The 18,151-nt window shown below is 40.4% G+C and carries 14 protein-coding genes; 6 read left to right on the top strand and 8 right to left on the bottom strand.

Features of this window, described 5'->3' with window-relative positions; all coding sequences use genetic code 11:
• Positions 1-139: 139 nt before the first annotated feature.
• Complete coding sequence (gene gyrA, locus G468_RS0104030) at positions 140-2,767, bottom strand: DNA topoisomerase (ATP-hydrolyzing) subunit A (protein WP_026822024.1); 2,628 nt, start codon at positions 2,765-2,767, stop codon at positions 140-142.
• 166 nt (positions 2,768-2,933) lie between these two features.
• Between gyrA and ubiG the strand changes: the two genes are divergently transcribed.
• From ubiG to yfaE, 4 genes are all read left to right on the top strand, one after another.
• Complete coding sequence (gene ubiG, locus G468_RS0104035) at positions 2,934-3,665, top strand: bifunctional 2-polyprenyl-6-hydroxyphenol methylase/3-demethylubiquinol 3-O-methyltransferase UbiG (RefSeq protein ID WP_026822025.1); 732 nt, start codon at positions 2,934-2,936, stop codon at positions 3,663-3,665.
• Between the two features lie 360 nt (positions 3,666-4,025).
• Positions 4,026-6,317, top strand: coding sequence for a class 1a ribonucleoside-diphosphate reductase subunit alpha (gene nrdA, locus G468_RS0104040; protein WP_026822026.1), 2,292 nt, complete (start codon positions 4,026-4,028; stop codon positions 6,315-6,317).
• Positions 6,318-6,328: 11 nt separating this feature from the next.
• Entirely contained in the window at positions 6,329-7,465 is a 1,137-nt protein-coding gene (gene nrdB / locus G468_RS0104045; RefSeq protein WP_026822027.1) for a class Ia ribonucleoside-diphosphate reductase subunit beta, read from the top strand.
• 5 nt (positions 7,466-7,470) lie between these two features.
• Positions 7,471-7,746: a class I ribonucleotide reductase maintenance protein YfaE gene (gene yfaE, locus G468_RS0104050; protein WP_026822028.1), complete on the top strand. Its 276-nt coding sequence runs from the start codon at positions 7,471-7,473 to the stop codon at positions 7,744-7,746.
• Positions 7,747-7,774: 28 nt separating this feature from the next.
• Here yfaE and G468_RS19640 read toward each other — a convergent pair whose 3' ends face one another.
• Positions 7,775-8,494 (bottom strand): class I SAM-dependent methyltransferase, encoded by a 720-nt coding sequence (locus tag G468_RS19640; protein WP_425322470.1) that lies wholly within the window; start codon positions 8,492-8,494, stop codon positions 7,775-7,777.
• Positions 8,495-8,728: 234 nt separating this feature from the next.
• On the opposite strand from G468_RS19640, the gene tyrP reads away from it, so the two are divergent.
• The gene (gene tyrP / locus G468_RS0104060) at positions 8,729-9,943 is read left to right on the top strand and encodes a tyrosine transporter TyrP (RefSeq protein ID WP_026822029.1); all 1,215 of its coding nucleotides are present in this window, start codon (positions 8,729-8,731) and stop codon (positions 9,941-9,943) included.
• A gap of 56 nt (positions 9,944-9,999) precedes the next feature.
• Here the strand turns inward: tyrP and G468_RS0104065 are convergent, their stop codons facing one another.
• Positions 10,000-10,542 carry a YfaZ family outer membrane protein gene (locus G468_RS0104065; protein ID WP_026822030.1) on the bottom strand — a complete coding sequence of 181 codons (543 nt, stop codon included), beginning with the start codon at positions 10,540-10,542 and terminating at the stop codon, positions 10,000-10,002.
• A 266-nt stretch (positions 10,543-10,808) separates the two neighbouring features.
• Between G468_RS0104065 and G468_RS0104070 the strand changes: the two genes are divergently transcribed.
• A complete protein-coding gene (locus G468_RS0104070) occupies positions 10,809-12,272 on the top strand; it encodes a catalase (RefSeq protein ID WP_026822031.1) in 1,464 nt (487 codons plus the stop codon).
• A gap of 135 nt (positions 12,273-12,407) precedes the next feature.
• Here the strand turns inward: G468_RS0104070 and menE are convergent, their stop codons facing one another.
• From menE to menD, 5 genes are read right to left on the bottom strand one after another with little or no spacing between them, the layout of a single operon-like run.
• Positions 12,408-13,835: an o-succinylbenzoate--CoA ligase gene (gene menE, locus G468_RS0104075; protein WP_026822032.1), complete on the bottom strand. Its 1,428-nt coding sequence runs from the start codon at positions 13,833-13,835 to the stop codon at positions 12,408-12,410.
• Positions 13,832-14,806 (bottom strand): o-succinylbenzoate synthase, encoded by a 975-nt coding sequence (gene menC / locus G468_RS0104080; RefSeq protein ID WP_026822033.1) that lies wholly within the window; start codon positions 14,804-14,806, stop codon positions 13,832-13,834. The genes menE and menC overlap by 4 nt, the downstream gene beginning before the upstream one ends.
• Positions 14,806-15,663 carry a 1,4-dihydroxy-2-naphthoyl-CoA synthase gene (gene menB / locus G468_RS0104085; RefSeq protein ID WP_026822034.1) on the bottom strand — a complete coding sequence of 286 codons (858 nt, stop codon included), beginning with the start codon at positions 15,661-15,663 and terminating at the stop codon, positions 14,806-14,808. The genes menC and menB overlap by 1 nt, the downstream gene beginning before the upstream one ends.
• A 2-nt stretch (positions 15,664-15,665) precedes the next feature.
• Positions 15,666-16,442: a 2-succinyl-6-hydroxy-2,4-cyclohexadiene-1-carboxylate synthase gene (gene menH / locus G468_RS0104090; protein ID WP_026822035.1), complete on the bottom strand. Its 777-nt coding sequence runs from the start codon at positions 16,440-16,442 to the stop codon at positions 15,666-15,668.
• Positions 16,439-18,112 carry a 2-succinyl-5-enolpyruvyl-6-hydroxy-3-cyclohexene-1-carboxylic-acid synthase gene (menD, locus tag G468_RS0104095; RefSeq protein ID WP_026822036.1) on the bottom strand — a complete coding sequence of 558 codons (1,674 nt, stop codon included), beginning with the start codon at positions 18,110-18,112 and terminating at the stop codon, positions 16,439-16,441. The genes menH and menD overlap by 4 nt, the downstream gene beginning before the upstream one ends.
• Positions 18,113-18,151 lie beyond the last annotated feature (39 nt).

Below are 18,151 nucleotides of genomic sequence, written 5' to 3' on the forward strand. Positions count from 1 at the left end.
CTGTCCTAACTATAAAAGAAGTGTATTAATGGTAAAGCATATACGATAAGCGGAATAATAAAAAGTTATCACTAAAGTTGAATTGACATAAATCGTAAAAACGGGCACCTAATGTGCCCGCACAGATAAAGCTAATCTATCATTCATTAAGCGTAAGATTTTCTACGCTATTAATATCAGGTTCTGCTTTTACGCCAATGGTATCTTCTATCAACGTTTGGTTATCTTCTTCCTCTTCTTCAGGATCAACAACACGTTGTAAACCAACTACTTTTTCATCTTCAGCAGTACGAATCAAAGTGACACCCTGAGTATTTCTTCCGACAATGCTAACCTCTGCAACTCGGGTACGCACTAAGGTGCCAGCATCAGTGATCATCATAATTTGATCCGTTTTTTCTACCTGAATTGCCCCGACCACATTACCATTACGTTCGCTAACTTTAATGGAAATAACACCTTGGGTAGCACGCGATTTTGTTGGGTATTCACTCTGCTCAGTTCGTTTACCATAACCATTTTCTGTAACGGTTAAAATATCACCTTCACCACGAGGTACAATTAATGAAACAACCTTATCGCCCGCATGTAACTTAATACCGCGAACACCGGTTGCGGTGCGCCCCATCGGACGAACCGCATTTTCCGCAAAACGAACCACTTTACCACCAGCAGAGAAAAGCATTACCTCATTTTTACCTGCTGTTAAATCAACACCAATCAGTTCATCACCTTCATTAAGGTTAACTGCAATGATCCCAGCGCTTCTAGGGCGACTAAAATCTTTTAGTGATGTCTTTTTAACTGTGCCACTCGCTGTCGCCATAAATACATAATGACCATCATCAAATTCACGTACCGGTAAGATTGCGGTAATACGTTCATTTTGTTCTAACGGTAATAAATTGACGATTGGTCGTCCACGCGCGCCACGGCTAGCTTCCGGTAACTGGTAAACTTTCATCCAATAGAGACGGCCACGACTCGAGAAACATAGAATTGTGTCATGGGTATTGGCAACTAACAAACGCTCAATAAAATCTTCTTCTTTAATTCGCGCTGCCGACTTACCTTTACCTCCGCGTCGCTGTGCTTCGTAATCAGAGAGTGGCTGATATTTAACATAGCCCTGATGTGATAAAGTAACGACCACATCTTCCTGATTAATTAAATCTTCGATATTAATATCTGCACTATTTTCAGTAATTTCGGTGCGACGGACATCACGATACTGTTCTTTAACAGCTTCCAGCTCTTCACGAATGACTTCCATTAACCGTTCTGGGCTGGTTAATATATATAGTAACGCAGCAATTTGTTTTAACAGCTCACGATATTCATCCAATATTTTGTCATGCTCTAAGCTTGTTAATTTTTGCAAACGCAAATCAAGAATTGCCTGAGCTTGCGGTTCAGTCAAATAATATTGACCCTCTCGCACACCATATTGAGGTTCAAGCCATTCAGGACGAGCTGCGTTATCGCCTGCACTTGCTAACATGGCAGAAACATTACCTAGTTGCCAAGGACGAGCAATCAAAGCCAATTTCGCTTCATTAGGTGTTGATGCTTGGCGGATAAGTTCAATAATTGGATCAATATTTGCTAATGCGACGGCGAGCGCTTCCAATATATGAGCCCGCTCACGTGCTTTGCGCAATTCAAAAATAGTCCGCCGAGTGACCACTTCTCTACGGTGGCGAACAAAAGCTTCAAGAATTTCTTTTAAGTTTAAAAGTCTTGGCTGACCATCATATAAGGCGACCATATTAATGCCAAAGGAGACTTGAAGTTGGGTGAGGGAATACAAATTATTTAGTACCACTTCGGCGACTGCATCCCGTTTTACTTCAATAACAATACGCATGCCATCTTTATCAGACTCATCACGTAATGCGCTAATCCCCTCAACACGCTTGTCTTTTACCAATTCAGCAATTTTTTCAATTAGACGGGCTTTATTAACCTGATAAGGGATCTCATTGACGATAATGGTTTCACGACCATTTTTATCATCAACTTCGATGTTAGCACGTGCACGAATATAGACTTTGCCACGCCCGGTCCGGTATGCGTCGATGATACCACGGCGACCATTAATAATCGCGGCAGTTGGAAAATCAGGGCCTGGAATATACTCCAGTAATCCTTCAATACTGATATTTTCATCATCAATATAAGCCAGACAGCCATCAATGACTTCACTAAGGTTATGAGGTGGAATATTGGTAGCCATGCCAACAGCAATACCTGAAGAACCGTTAACCAACAAGTTTGGGATCCGTGTTGGCATAACATCAGGGATCTGCTCAGTACCATCATAGTTAGGGATAAAATCGACAGTTTCCTTATCTAAATCCGCCAACAATTCATGGGCAATTTTTGCCATGCGTACTTCGGTATAACGCATTGCAGCAGCAGAGTCGCCATCAACAGAGCCAAAATTACCTTGCCCATCAACTAGCATATAACGCATTGAAAAAGGTTGTGCCAGACGAACTATCGCATCATAAACAGCACTATCACCATGAGGATGATATTTACCAATGACGTCACCGACTACACGGGCTGATTTTTTGTATGCTTTATTCCAATCATTACCTAACACATTCATCGCATATAATACGCGACGGTGAACAGGTTTTAATCCATCTCGTACATCTGGAAGGGCGCGTCCAACAATTACAGACATCGCATAATCCAAATAAGAGCTTTTCAGCTCCTCTTCGATATTGACTGGGGTAATTTCTCTTGCTATGTCACTCATGGAGCCACTGTCCCTCATACTCCTTATTCATTAAGGAGTAAAATTATACCACAAAATCGCCATTTTATAAAAACACGAAACGCATAATGATCAATAAAACATGTATAATGACCTAATGCCATTATACAGTCTATGTTAATAAAAAAATTAAGGAGTAAATTTTCTGATGAATAATAAGAATTCGCTGAGCCAGGCAAATGTTGATCTAGCTGAAATTGACAAATTTAGCTCTGTTGCCACACGTTGGTGGGATCAAACAAGTGAATTCCAACCTCTTCATCGGATTAATCCATTACGTTTAAATTATATCCTGCAACACGCTAATGGTTTGTTCGGTAAAAAAGTGCTCGATATTGGCTGCGGCGGTGGAATTTTATCAGAAAGTATGGCGAAAGAAGGTGCCCTAGTGACAGGAATTGATATGGCCACAGAGCCCCTTGAGGTCGCAAAACTCCATGCATTAGAAAGCAATATACAAATTGACTATCTAGAAGAAACCGCTGAAAGCCATGCAGAAAAACACCCTAAAACTTACGATATTGTCACCTGTATGGAAATGCTGGAACATGTGCCTGATCCTGAGTCAATAGTTCAATCCTGTGCAAAATTAGTCAAACCGGGCGGTCATGTATTTTTTTCTACCATTAATCGTAATAAAAAAGCCTGGTTATTGGCAATCATTGCCGCTGAACATATTTTAAAAATGGTTCCCAAGGGTACGCATAATGTGAAAAAATTTATTCGACCTTCAGAACTACTTAATTGGATAGATAAAACATCTTTACAAGAACAACATATCATTGGATTACACTATAATCCTATCAGCGACAAATTTTCCTTAGGATCGAATGTTGATGTTAATTATATGTTGCATTTATCAAATGCCAATAATTGTTAACATTTGCTGAATAAAACAGCAATCAGTAGCTCATTACTAATTTATTTTTCACCATTGCCGGTAACATAAATTATAATATTCTCCTATTATCACACAGAGTTATTGGCTAATTGGCAAAATTCAGTGCTGGATTATTGCTAAAACCCCATTTTTTGTAGACTTGATAAAAACAGCAAATACCATTATCTTGTTAGTATAAACGCAATCAAACACTATATATTGTGTTTACTACTCTCCAATTTAGTTCAAAATACAAACTTACTATGCGTTTAACCGCACGCCATTTTGTATTTTTGTTATTAACCCTCGAGGGTAGTGATCAATAAATATTTAGCTAGTTAACTTTAGGTGTATCTACTCATGAACCAAAGTCTGTTAGTCACTAAACGTGATGGACATAAAGAACGCATTGATCTTGATAAAATTCATAAAGTCATTACCTGGGCAGCTGAAGGCCTAAAAGATGTATCCGTTTCCCAAGTCGAGCTACGTTCTCAGATCCAATTTTATGATGGCATCAAAACTTCAGATATTCACGAAACCATGATCAAAGCGGCTGCAGATCTTATTTCAGCTGATACACCTGATTACCAATATCTTGCAGCGCGATTAGCTATTTTTCATCTACGTAAAAAAGCCTATGGCCAATTTGAACCACCTGCACTATATCAACATGTTTTGCATATGGTTAAGATAGGTAAATATGATAAGCATCTGCTTACCGATTATTCAGCAGAAGAATTCGAGCAGATGGATAGTTTTCTGGATCATTGGCGTGATATGAATTTTTCCTACGCGGCAGTTAAACAATTAGAAGGCAAATACTTGGTGCAAAACCGAGTAAGCGGTGAAATTTATGAAAGTGCCCAGTTTCTTTATATTTTGGTTGCAGCTTGCCTTTTTTCACGCTATCCAAAAGAGACACGGTTAGACTATATTCATCGCTTTTATGATGCAATTTCAAATTTTAAAATTTCACTACCTACCCCCATTATGGCGGGGGTACGCACACCAACCCGCCAATTTAGTTCTTGTGTATTAATTGAATGTGGCGATAGCCTTGATTCAATTAATGCCACCTCCAGCGCGATTGTCAAATATGTTTCTCAACGTGCCGGTATTGGTATTAATGCCGGCCACATTCGCGCTCTAGGTAGTCCAATTCGGGGAGGTGAAGCGTTTCATACCGGCTGTATCCCTTTCTATAAACATTTCCAAACCGCGGTGAAATCTTGTTCTCAGGGTGGCGTGCGTGGTGGTGCCGCCACACTATTTTATCCTCTCTGGCATTTAGAGGTTGAAAGCCTATTGGTGCTGAAAAATAACCGTGGCGTTGAAGGCAATCGTGTTCGTCATCTCGATTATGGCGTACAAATTAACAAACTCATGTATGAACGCCTGATCAAAAGTGAAGAAATTACACTCTTTAGCCCTTCTGATGTTGCCGGTTTATATGAAGCATTTTTCGCTGATCAAAGCGAATTTGAACGTTTATATTTAAAATATGAACAAGACGCAAGCATACGCCAGAAACGTGTTAAAGCGCTTGATCTATTTTCACTTATGATGCAAGAGCGAGCATCAACGGGTCGTATCTATATTCAAAATGTAGACCACTGTAATACCCATAGCCCATTTGATCCTAAGGTTGCGCCAATTCGTCAATCAAACCTCTGTCTGGAAATCGCCTTGCCAACCCGACCGTTAAACGATATTAACGACGAAAAGGGTGAAATTGCACTTTGTACTCTTTCCGCTTTTAATTTAGGTGCGATTACCTCATTAGATGAATTGGAAGAGTTAGCAGTATTGGCGGTACGTGCATTAGATTCACTCCTCGATTATCAAAACTATCCGATTATTGCCGCGGAAAAAGGCTCTATGGGTCGCCGTACTTTGGGTATTGGCGTCATTAATTATGCTTATTATTTGGCAAAACATGGTGTTCACTACTCCGATGGTAGTGCCAATAATCTAACCCACAAAACCTTTGAAGCGATCCAATATTATTTATTGAAAGCATCCAATGAACTGGCAAAAGAGCAAGGTGCTTGCCCATGGTTTAATGATACCACTTATGCAAAAGGTATTTTGCCGATTGATAGTTATAAAAAGTCATTAGATGCACTAACATCTGAACCACTACATTATGATTGGCAAACTTTACGCAAAAATATCAAGCAATATGGTTTGCGCAACTCAACGCTTTCCGCCTTGATGCCATCAGAAACTTCCTCCCAAATATCTAATGCCACCAATGGTATTGAACCACCGCGAGGTTATATCAGCATTAAAGCATCAAAAGATGGTATTTTGCGCCAAGTGGTACCTGAATACGAACGCTTAAAAAATGATTATGAATTATTATGGCAAATGCCCAACAATGACGGTTATTTGCAATTGGTCGGTATTATGCAAAAATTTATTGATCAATCTATTTCTGCTAACACTAATTATGATCCAACCCGTTTCCCAAATAATAAAGTTCCAATGAACCAGTTATTGAAAGATTTGTTACTTGCTTATAAATATGGGGTAAAAACGCTTTATTACCATAATACCCGTGATGGTGCAGAAGATACCCAAGTCGATCTGGAAGAAGTTGTTGAATCTGCTGATAGCGATTGTGATGGCGGAGCTTGTAAGATTTAACGTGAGGACGTATGGAATACCAATATACAACATTTTCGCAAACCAAAAATGATCAATTACAAGAACCTATGTTCTTTGGACAGCCTGTTAACGTTGCACGCTATGATCAGCAAAAATATCCCATTTTTGAGCAGTTGATTGAAAAACAACTCTCTTTTTTCTGGCGCCCAGAAGAAATTGATGTTTCTCGTGATCGTATTGATTATCAAGCACTTCCTGAACATGAAAAACACATTTTTATCAGTAATCTAAAATACCAAACATTATTAGATTCTATTCAAGGACGTAGTCCTAACGTGGCGCTGCTACCCCTTATTTCTATTCCTGAGCTTGAAACCTGGGTAGAAACCTGGTCATTTTCAGAAACTATTCATTCACGCTCTTACACCCACATTATTCGTAATATTGTTAATGAGCCATCAATTATTTTTGACGATATTGTCACTAATAACGAAATTTTAAAGCGGGCAAAAGATATTTCAGCTTATTATGATGATTTAATTGAGCTGACCAGTTATTACCATCTGTTAGGTGAAGGCAGTCATACGATTAATGGCAAAAGTGTAATCATTTCTTTACATGAGCTAAAAAAGCAACTCTATTTATGTTTGATGAGTGTTAATGCGCTAGAAGCTATTCGCTTTTATGTTAGCTTTGCTTGCTCATTCGCTTTTGCTGAACGCGAATTGATGGAAGGAAACGCTAAAATTATTAAATTGATTGCGCGGGATGAAGCACTACATCTTACGGGCACTCAACATATGTTAAATCTAATGCGTTCTGGCCAGGATGATCCTGAAATGGCTATTATTGCCAAAGAGTGCGAAGAAGCATGCTACCGATTGTTTGTTCAAGCCGCTGAACAGGAAAAGGAGTGGGCGGAGTATCTGTTCTCTGGTGGTTCAATGATCGGTCTTAATAAAGATATTTTATGTCAATATATCGAATATATTACCAATATTCGCATGCAAGCGGTGGGTTTAAAATTACCCTTTGAAACTCGTTCTAACCCTATTCCATGGATCAACGCCTGGTTAGTTTCTGATAATGTTCAGGTAGCACCACAAGAAGTCGAAGTAAGTTCCTATTTAGTAGGGCAAATTGATGCCCAAGTTGATACCGATGAGCTGCGTAGTTTTGAGTTATAACCGTTATGGCAAGCTATAAAATCACCCTGCGCCACGCGCAGGGTATACAAATTTCTTTTCATTCCGAACAACATACCAGTCTACTTGATGCCCTTGAACAGAGTAAAATTCAAATTGAATTTCAATGCCGAGAAGGCTTTTGTGGTGCATGCCGGGTTCGCCTATGCAAAGGGAAAGTGGGATATCGGCATAAACCGCTCGCATTCATTGATAAAAATGAGATATTAGCATGCAGTTGCCAGCCGCTTACCGATATTGATATTGATATTGATATCAATTAATAACACCATCAGGCACTAATAAGCGTATTTACGCTTTTTTAGCGACCACCAGTAACATCATCGGACGCCGTAGCTCATCTCTCATGCCAGCAATTTTATCTAACAAATAATCAGCCGGCTGAGGCTCAATGAGTTGTTCAATAGAAAAGCCGGCTGTCAATAAACTGGTCAAATAAATTGTTAAGGTTTTATGGTATTTAGTCACTTTATGGCCGAGAAATTCTGCCTGCCGCGCACCTTCGCTAAAATAGTTATCAACCGGCCAATGGAGCTTAGCGCCTGAAGGATCATAACACCAATCTTGTGAACCATCAGCAGTAAAAACCGGGTGCTCAACCGAAAATATAAACTGGCCTTTTTCAGTTAAACAAGCGTGGATTTTATGACATATTTGCGCAAAATTAGCGACATAATGTAATGCTAGCGAACTGACGACCAGATCAAAGCTAGCATCGGCAAACTGCATATCCTCTATCGCTTGTTGCCGATATTCGATGATAGTAGGAAAGCGATTTTTTTCTTTTGCCACCTTTAACATTTTCTGCGAAATGTCGGTGCCAATGACTTTTATCGCCCCCTGTTGTGCGGCATATAAACAATGCCAGCCGTAACCACAGCCCAAATCTAATACTGATTTACCTTGAAAATTAGGTAAGAGACGTTGCAATGCTGGCCATTCACCGGCGGCATTCAATCCTTCAACAGAACGTGGAAATTGGCTATAGGCGATAGGCGATAAAAAAATCATCCTGATCGTAAATATTTTCTTTCATGATTCAATCCCAATAATTGGTATAAAATTAGCTTAACTATCACTTTTTAATCGAATTTTTATATTATGCCTGATCATTATCCTATTCACTAATGCTTACTTCACAATGTAAACATAAAATTCCAAATAATGTAATATTAATTTGACACGCAATAAGCAATCATTTACTCTGCCGCTATAAAAATTTAGCGATAAAACTCAGGATTACATGTGAAAAATCCGACACTGGGTAGTATTTTGATTGTTGCTGGCACCACAATCGGTGCAGGTATGCTGGCGATGCCGCTTGCTGCATCGGGCGTTGGCTTTCCTATGATTGCGCTTATGCTCATTGGACTATGGGCTTTAATGAGTTATACCGCGCTACTACTAGTCGAAGTATATCAATACCATCCCGCACATTTAGGTTTAGGCTCTATTGCCAAACGATATCTTGGCTTAGCTGGAAAAATGATAACCAGTTTAAGTATGCTACTACTGATGTATGCATTAGCGACAGCTTATATCGGCGGAGCAGGTATTTTGATCGCTAATAGCCTTTTATCTTGGATAGGAATAAATATTAGCATCAATTGCGCTATTATTTTATTCACCCTTATTGGCGGTGCAATCGTCTGTATTGGTACGCATTCTGTCGATTTGATAAATCGCATGCTGTTTACCGCAAAAATTGTTTTTCTACTTATCATGCTAGTCGTCATGATGCCGCATGTAGAAAATATCAATCTTATCGCTATGCCAGTAGAAAAAGGGTTAGTTCTATCAGCCATTCCCGTCATTTTTACTTCATTTGGTTTTCACGGTAGTATCCCTAGCCTAGTAAACTATATGGATGGGGATATCAAAAAGTTACGTAAAATTTTTATTATTGGCAGTGCGCTCCCATTATTCGCTTATATTTTATGGCAAATAGCCACCTTAGGCGCTATCCCACAAAACACCTTTATCGGTATATTAGCCGCCCAGTCGGGTTTAAACGGATTACTCATTGCAATTAATGATATCGTTGCCACTTCACAAGTTACTATTGCCGTTAACCTGTTTATGGATCTGGCATTAGCAACCTCTTTTTTGGGTGTTACGCTGGGTTTATTTGACTATTTAGCCGATATGTTTAAGCGTAAAAATAGCGCATTCGGTCGCTTACAAAGTGGATTATTAACCTTCCTACCGCCACTAATTTGCGCACTTTTTTTTAGCAGTTTTGTTAAAGCCTTAACTTATGCAGCCGTTGCTTTATCTATCTTAGCACTCATTCTACCCGCATTGATGGTTATGCAAGCGAGAAAGATTGAAACTAACAAAACTAATTGTTACCGGGTTAAAGGTGGAACAGCGGGGTTGCTGGTAGTATTGATTTGTGGTGTTGGCGTGATTTTAATTCAGATAGCCATTGTTATTGGCATTTTACCTGCTGTTGGCTAACCCAGTTTGACATAAAGGAAAGCACCATAATTTATATGGTGCGCATAATTAAGCAGCTAGAAACTGACGCCTGCGCCAAGATAAAAACCATCGGCAATAGTATTATTAGGATGATGATGTTTACCTTGTACTTTCATGAAGCGATAACCAAAATTAATGGCTAATGGTTTAATTACTTCATATTTAATGCCAACATCGGCTTCCTGATAAGCATAATTACCTGAAGTTAAATCACGCGGCGAGCCATAAATTTCCCCATATAGCGCCAACGATGGCATAATTTGCCAATTAGCGCCAACACCCGCAGCAAAGGCAAAACCGTTATTATTATCCTGTGGTGATAAATAATAAGCTTTGCCACCAATATAAGCGCTAAAAGGCCCCAAAGGTAGACCAAAAGTGGCGCCTAAACTGGTTACTTGACCATCATGATCACTACGTGTCCAATTGCCATTTATGCCCAGGCCTGCCCCTTTACTACCAATGCCCGCCGTAAGTTCAGTAAAATCTTTTCCTACTTGTGCATTAATAGAAGCGGCATTAGAATGGCCTGAGAATAAAAAACATCCAACTGTTACGGGTAATAAAAACCTTTTCATCAAAATAGTTATCCTAAGTCATTAATTATTCTGGTTACTAAAATATCGACAATATATTTCATTTTCTTGCGAATTATTATTATTTTTTTGTAAAAAAAATTTTTGACGCTGATATATCGCAGCAATAGGTATTTTTGATTGGCTATATATCTTATTAGCTTAGATAATTTATTTGATATAACTTTAATAAGATTAATGAAATTATGTAACACCTGCTAATCATTTTTAAATACATTTTTCTATTTCAAAAAAACTGGAGATGTGTAATGGAGAAAAAAGAAGGTCTTACTACCTCTGCAGGCTCACCCGTCGTTGATAATAATAACGTTATCACCGCAGGCCCTCGAGGCCCGATGCTGTTACAAGATGTTTGGTTTTTAGAAAAATTGGCTCACTTTGACCGTGAAGTTATTCCTGAACGCCGTATGCATGCTAAAGGCTCCGGTGCATTTGGTACTTTCACCGTTACCCATGATATTAGCCAATATACACGGGCAAAAATCTTCTCAAAAATAGGTAAAGAAACCAAATTATTTATTCGTTTCTCTACCGTTGCTAGCGAACGAGGAGCTGCTGATGCAGAACGAGATATTCGGGGTTTTGCCTTAAAGTTTTACACCGAAGAAGGTAATTGGGATTTAGTGGGTAACAATACACCGGTTTTTTATTTACGTGATCCATTAAAATTTCCTGATCTTAACCATGTCGTAAAACGTGATCCGCATACGAATTTACGTAACCCTGCTTATAAATGGGATTTCTTCTCACATTTGCCTGAATCTCTTCATCAATTAACTATCGATATGAGTGACCGAGGTATTCCCAAATCTTACCGTCATATGCACGGTTTCGGTAGTCATACCTATAGTTTTATTAATGAAAAAAATGAGCGATTCTGGGTCAAATTTCATTTCCGCTGCCAGCAAGGCATTGAAAATTTAATGGATGACGAAGCGGAAAGAATTGTCGGTAAAGATCGTGAAAGTTCACAACGTGATCTGTTTGATGCCATTAATAACAAAAATTATCCGCGTTGGAAATTGCAAATCCAAGTTATGCCTGAAGCCGATGCCGCTAAACTGCCTTATAATCCATTTGACTTGACTAAAGTATGGCGACATAAAGATTGCCCATTAATCGATGTGGGTGAATTTGAATTAAACCGCAATCCTGATAACTATTTTGCTGATGTGGAACAAGCTGCCTTTAGCCCAGCTAATATTGTGCCAGGTATTAGTTTTTCACCGGATAAAATGTTACAAGGCCGGCTATTCTCTTATGGAGACGCTCATCGTTATCGTTTAGGGGTCAATAATTTTCAAATCCCAGTGAATAAACCACTTGCCACTTGTCCCTTTCATAACTATCACCGTGATGGCGCCATGCGAGTGGATGGTAATAGCGGCAATGGAGTGACTTACGAACCGAATAGCGCTGGCCTATTTCAAGAACAGCCGCAATTTAAAGAACCGCCATTAACGTTGACAGGAGCAGCCGATCACTGGAATCATCGCGAAGATGATGATTATTATAGCCAGCCTCGTGCACTGTTTGAATTGCTGAGTAAACATGAACATAAGCGTATGTTTGAAAGGATCGCCAGTGAATTAGTAGCAGCGTCAATTGAAACCCAGCAACGACAGGTTGCGTTATTTAATAAGGTACACCCTAAATATGGCAAAGGGGTTGAAAAAGCATTAGAAAAACAGCGAAAAAAACACCATAAGTAAAACGATTTAGTCATCAAGGAGAGGGTAAAACCTCTCCGAATCATTTTTACCCTGATGGCAGTCTAAGAAATGTGTTTAAGCAAGGAGCTCCATTACTCTCAACTATTCTCGCCTTAAAGCCAACATCAGACTGGTTTAAACCCGTTTATTATCATCATTATGATGCTGCAAAAGCCATTGTTTGATATTGTGACGTGAAAGCTTAATGCCGGCATTCTCTATTAACATTCTAGGCAATAAATAATAAGCAATAGGCCGTTGAAAAGCAGCTAACCGATTTTCTAACCACTGATTTAAACTGGTTACCAGTTGTTGATTATCAGACTCAATAACCGCAACTGGACGGTGACCAAATTCTCTATCGGCTATTGGGATGATAAAACTCTTTTTAATATCGGGATGGCTATTTAAGATGGCTTCGATATCTTCGGGTTGAATACCTTCCCCGCCACTGAAAAATTGATTATCCAATCGACCTAAGATCCGCCATTCACCTTCCGCAAACGAGCCTTTATCACGGCTAGCAAACCAGCCATTAACTAATGCTAATGGTAGCACTTTACCCTGCCACCAATAGCCTAAGGCCAAGCTATCAGCTTGAATATAAATTTCACTATTGACTAAACGAAGCGACTTACCGGTTAAAGGTAAACCAATCCCTATGCCACTATCTGCTTGTTTAGCGCAAACCGTGGAAGCGGTTTCTGTCATACCATAACCTAACCAACAGCGGATCCCATGCTGTTTAGCCGCAGCAACTAGCTCGTGCGGGATCATCGCGCCGCCTAATAACACATTCTGTAAACTGGCTTTTTGCTCAATATTTTTTATCTGCAATAAACGCCATAATTGAGTAGGTACTAAAGACGCGTGGCTGCATTGCTGTAAAGCATGGGGTAACGAACTGGTTGCTTTTATTGCTAATCTTGCTCCTCGAAATAACCACCGCCAAATAATTCCCTGACCTGAGACATGAAAAAGCGGTAACGATAGCAACCAGCAATCCTCTCGTTGAAATGGCAATAATGCAAGCAGCCCCCTAGCACTGTTGAGATGAGCGGCAATATTATGTACCACTGCTTTCGCTAAACCGGTTGAACCGGAGGTTAATATTAATGTCGCTGGCAGCAATGGCATAAAAGGCACAGCTACAGTGACATCATCTTGAAAATTAGGCGATTTTGTTATGACAGCTCGATAATCTAATGATTTTATATTCGGCAAAGACAACGGCTCTTCTGTAAAATCAATCATATAATCAATCGCCAAACCGGCAGTTAATTCTGTGATGCTACTCTCTGGCAGTTGTGGATTAAGCGGCAAAATACGAGCACCCAATTGTAATAATGCCAACTGACATAACAGCATGGAAAGACCATTTTTACCTCTTAACATCAGAGTCATCTGCTGGGGAGCAAGCAACTGACGTTGAAAATTGGCGGCAATAGCATTAATTTTTGCCACTAATTGGTGCCAGCAATATTGTCTATTCTCGGTTATCAGCGCAATGTCTGTCGGTGATTTTTCCGCCCAATAGAGCCAAGGCCATTGATTAAATATCATTCATGTTGCCATATTCGTTCTAATTCATTTAATCCGATGAGCGGTAATGAACTTTCCGGCCATTGACGAACAAGTTGTGCCTGGTGGAGAGACAAGGTATCTAATCCTGGCACGGTTTGTGGTGTCAACCAGCTGGCTATTCGCGCTAATTGGGTTAAACCAAAACTACTTTCCAGACTAGAGCTAATTACCGTCTCTAATCCCAAAGCCCGTGCGTTATCAATAAGTTGCTTACAACGATTTAAGCTGCCCAGTAAGGTGGGTTTAACAATGATGGCGCTAACGCCTGGCTGTTTTTTAAGTTGAAAAGTAGGCTCACGAACACTTTCATCCCAAGCAATTGCAATCCCCGTTTGATGAGCAAAAGCCAGCGAGTCATGCATGGTTTTGCAAGGCTCTTCAATAAAATCAATTCTAGCGCGATTAGCTGGCTTAATATACTTAGCAAATGCGGCGGCTTGTGAGGGATTCCAACTTCGATTTGCATCCAAGCGTAAACGCAAGCAAGGAACGGCATCAAGTAGCAAATTAACCACCATCCCATCGCGCACTGACTCGTAAAAGCCAACCTTAACCTTAGCCACTTTTTCACTATTAGCCGCATTTAGTTGTAAAATAAGCTCATCCAAATCACCAGTGCAAAGGGGAGCTTTTGGATAATGGGTTATTTCCGGTAATTCAGCCATTAATTCAGCCTGTGCACAACTGAGCCCAAAAGCCACGGATGGAATATCACATTCTTTTATTGCTGCCCCCTGACACCAATCACGCAAGCTCGTTTGTAGTGCCGATCGAGCCGTTTCTAATGTTTCAACACTAAACTGGGGTAAAGGTGAAATTTCACCCCAGCCATGAGAGCTATTTTCCTGTAAATGAATAAGAAAACCATCACGGGATTTTAATCGTTGCTGCCGTAATATAATCCCCGTTTCCAGCGGAAGACTAAATTGATATATTGCCGCCTTACGCATTATGGATTACGCTCAAAAGTTGAAAAATCGGGTTGTCGTTTTTCATTAAAAGCATTTCTGCCTTCCTGACCTTCCTCAGTCATGTAAAACAACATCGTGGCATTACCGGCTAACTCTTGTAAACCTGCTTGGCCATCGCAATCCGCATTCAGCGCTGCTTTCAAACAGCGTAATGCCATTGGGCTGTTTTTTAGCATCTCTCTGCACCAGCTTACCGTTTCCCGCTCAAGTTCAGCATAAGGTACAACCTGATTTACCAATCCCATATCCAATGCAGACCGAGCATCATATTGACGACATAAGAACCAAATTTCGCGCGCTTTTTTTTGTCCAACGATACGTGCCATATAAGAAGCGCCCCAACCACCATCAAATGAACCCACCTTAGGGCCAGTTTGACCAAATATGGCATTGTCAGCAGCAATGGTTAAATCACACATCATATGTAATACATGCCCACCGCCAATCGCATAACCGGCAACCATAGCAACAATCGGCTTTGGGCAGGTCCGAATTTGGCGTTGAAAATCTAAAATATTCAAGTGATGGATGCCATTATCATCTCGGTAGCCACCATAATCACCACGAATTTTCTGATCACCGCCGGCACAAAAGGCTTTCTCTCCCTGACCGGTTAAAATGATGCAGCCTATCGCATTATCGTAACGAGCATCGGATAATGCCTGGATCATCTCTTTGACGGTTTGTGGCCGAAATGCATTACGAACATGGGGACGATTAATCGTAATTTTAGCAATTCCATCTTTGGTTTTATGATAAAGAATATCTTCAAATTGAGCGGAATAATCATGCCATTGTGCAACAGCATAAGATTGTTCTTTATTCAGACACTGCATATTCAATTCCTTCCGTCAGAAAATGTTAAAAAACGCTCCACTGCTGTAGCATAAGCAACAGGATTACTACGATGGGCATTATGCCCAGCCTCAGGTATCCGAATAAGTGGTAACGAAAATTGTTGTGAGAGAGCGCAAAACTTTTCGTCATACTCACCACAGAGGTAGCTGAAAGGGTAGTTTCGCTGTAATAATTTATTGACTAAAAAAGGTTGTTTACCTAATGAAGTCGTTTCCAATAAATGAGCAACATGTTCGCCACAATTATTTGCGCGCTCAGCAATTAATTGTTGCCGTTGCTCAGCGGATAAGTCATGAAAGACGGCTTGTTGATACCAATCAGATAAGACATTATCCATAGGCTCACTTCGAAAGCGTTTTGCCCAAGACTGATCATGCTTTAAACGTAGTAAACGTTCAGCGGGCCGTTTTAAACCAACATTGGCCCCCTCAACAATTAATGCTTTCAATTTAGTAGGTTGAGACTGACAGGCGTAATACATCGCGATCCTTCCACCCAATGAATAGCCAATGAGATAATAACTGTCAATTTGATTAGCCTGAATTGCCTGCTCAATTAGCCGACTTAAATAAGAAAAATTTGCCAACGGAATATGCGGTGAACGTCCGTGCCCCGGTAAATCAATCGTCAGTGATGGGCGATTAGCGTATTGTTCAATAATAGGCAGCCATTCACCGCCTGCGCCAAGTAGACCATGTAACCAAACTAACCATGTCCCAGCACATTTTTCATGGTATCGTCGTGTATATAACCTCATAATTGCATCATCTGGTTAACAAGTTGATTAAGTGTTTTTGCCCCTTCATCACCTTCTACTAGCAATTCGACCATTAACGCCTTACCACCCTGCTGCCAATAATTGTTGATAGTCTCTTTCAACTCATGCCAATTCGACGGTGCAGCGTAAGAGAGACCAAACATGGCAGCCGCATGCTTAAATTGCAGCTGATGAGGCATGCAATAAAACCGTTCTCTTTCCACTTCAGGGGTAGGCAGCATAGAGAAGATTTGACCACCATTATTATTCACCACAATCAACACCATGGGTGCTAAGCCAGCACGTAATAAATTTAGACTATTTAAGTCATAAAGCGCCGAAATATCGCCGATGATCCCTAACGTGGGTTTCGCATTGGCAGTTTGCACACCCGCTAATGTAGCAATCAAACCATCAATACCACTGGCTCCACGATTACTATAAATTGGGTAACTGGCCGGCAATTGGCTGAGAGTATCAATTAATCTGACAATCAAACTATTACCCACAAAAAGTTGCCCATTGGTCGGTAACAATTGTGTAAGTTGATGCGCAATGGCGGCTTCTGAAAATTGGTGTTCAAACTGTTGCGTGACGCCGCTATAAACACTATTGACAATAGCTATCAATGCGTTCGCCCACGGTAAACAGGCAACGGCCGGATGGGCAATTAACCAGTTAGATACGGAACTAACCAATCGCCTACCACGATGATTTGTCGGATCTAGACGACCAGGAATGTGATCAATAATCCAATATTCTTCAGGTTGGCATTGTGCTTGCCATTCCAATAAACGTTTACTGGTTAAACTTGAGCCAAACTGGACGACTAACTGGGCATTTTGCAAAATGTTTTTCACCGCGGTTATGGATAACCAAAGATCCGCACAGGGTAAAGGTTGCCCAGTTTGTGATAAAACATCACTAATTATTGGCCAACCTAGCATTTCTGCCCATTGTGCAACTTGCGCTCCCTCATCAGGCCGCATTCTGCCCGCGATCACCAGACCTTTTTTTTGTCGCCAAACATGCCAATCGGTGACCAATGCTAATGAACGAGAGACATCACCTTGCAACCAGGGTGTGGAAGATTGCCACCAACCCGCGAGTGAATTTTGCCAGTCAATCTGTGTTGAAGCTTCACCATATAAAGGTTCTGCAAATGGGCAATTGATATGTAAAGCGCCATGGGAAAGATTATTCATGGCATTGTCAATGGTACTAACTAACCATTGTGCACTGATATTTTGGGTTGGGCTGGGTAATGTTAATGTTTGTGCCGGATGATCAGCAAAAATAGCGCTTTGTCGGATCGCCTGATTAGCACCACAATCAATTAATTCTGCTGGCCTGTCGGCGGTTAAGAAAATGATATTTTCACCCGTTAAGCCAGCTTCGATTAAAGCAGGATATAAGTTAGCGACTGCGGTACCAGAAGTAACAATAACGGCCACCGGTTTGCTAACTACTTTTGCCAAGCCCAAAGCAAAATAGCCTAAGCCGCGTTCATCATAGTGAGTATGACAAATTAACTTACAATTTGCGGCGGCGGCTAATGTCAATGGTGTAGAGCGAGAGCCTGGTGCAATACAAACATGGCTTAATCCATGTCGGGTTAATGCTTCAAGAATAACTTCCGCCCATTGACGGTTAAAAACACTATGCGACATACATGACTCAAAGCAGAAATAAGAAATAAAATAATAGCA

Source organism: Arsenophonus nasoniae DSM 15247 (assembly GCF_000429565.1).
Lineage (GTDB): Bacteria > Pseudomonadota > Gammaproteobacteria > Enterobacterales > Enterobacteriaceae > Arsenophonus > Arsenophonus nasoniae.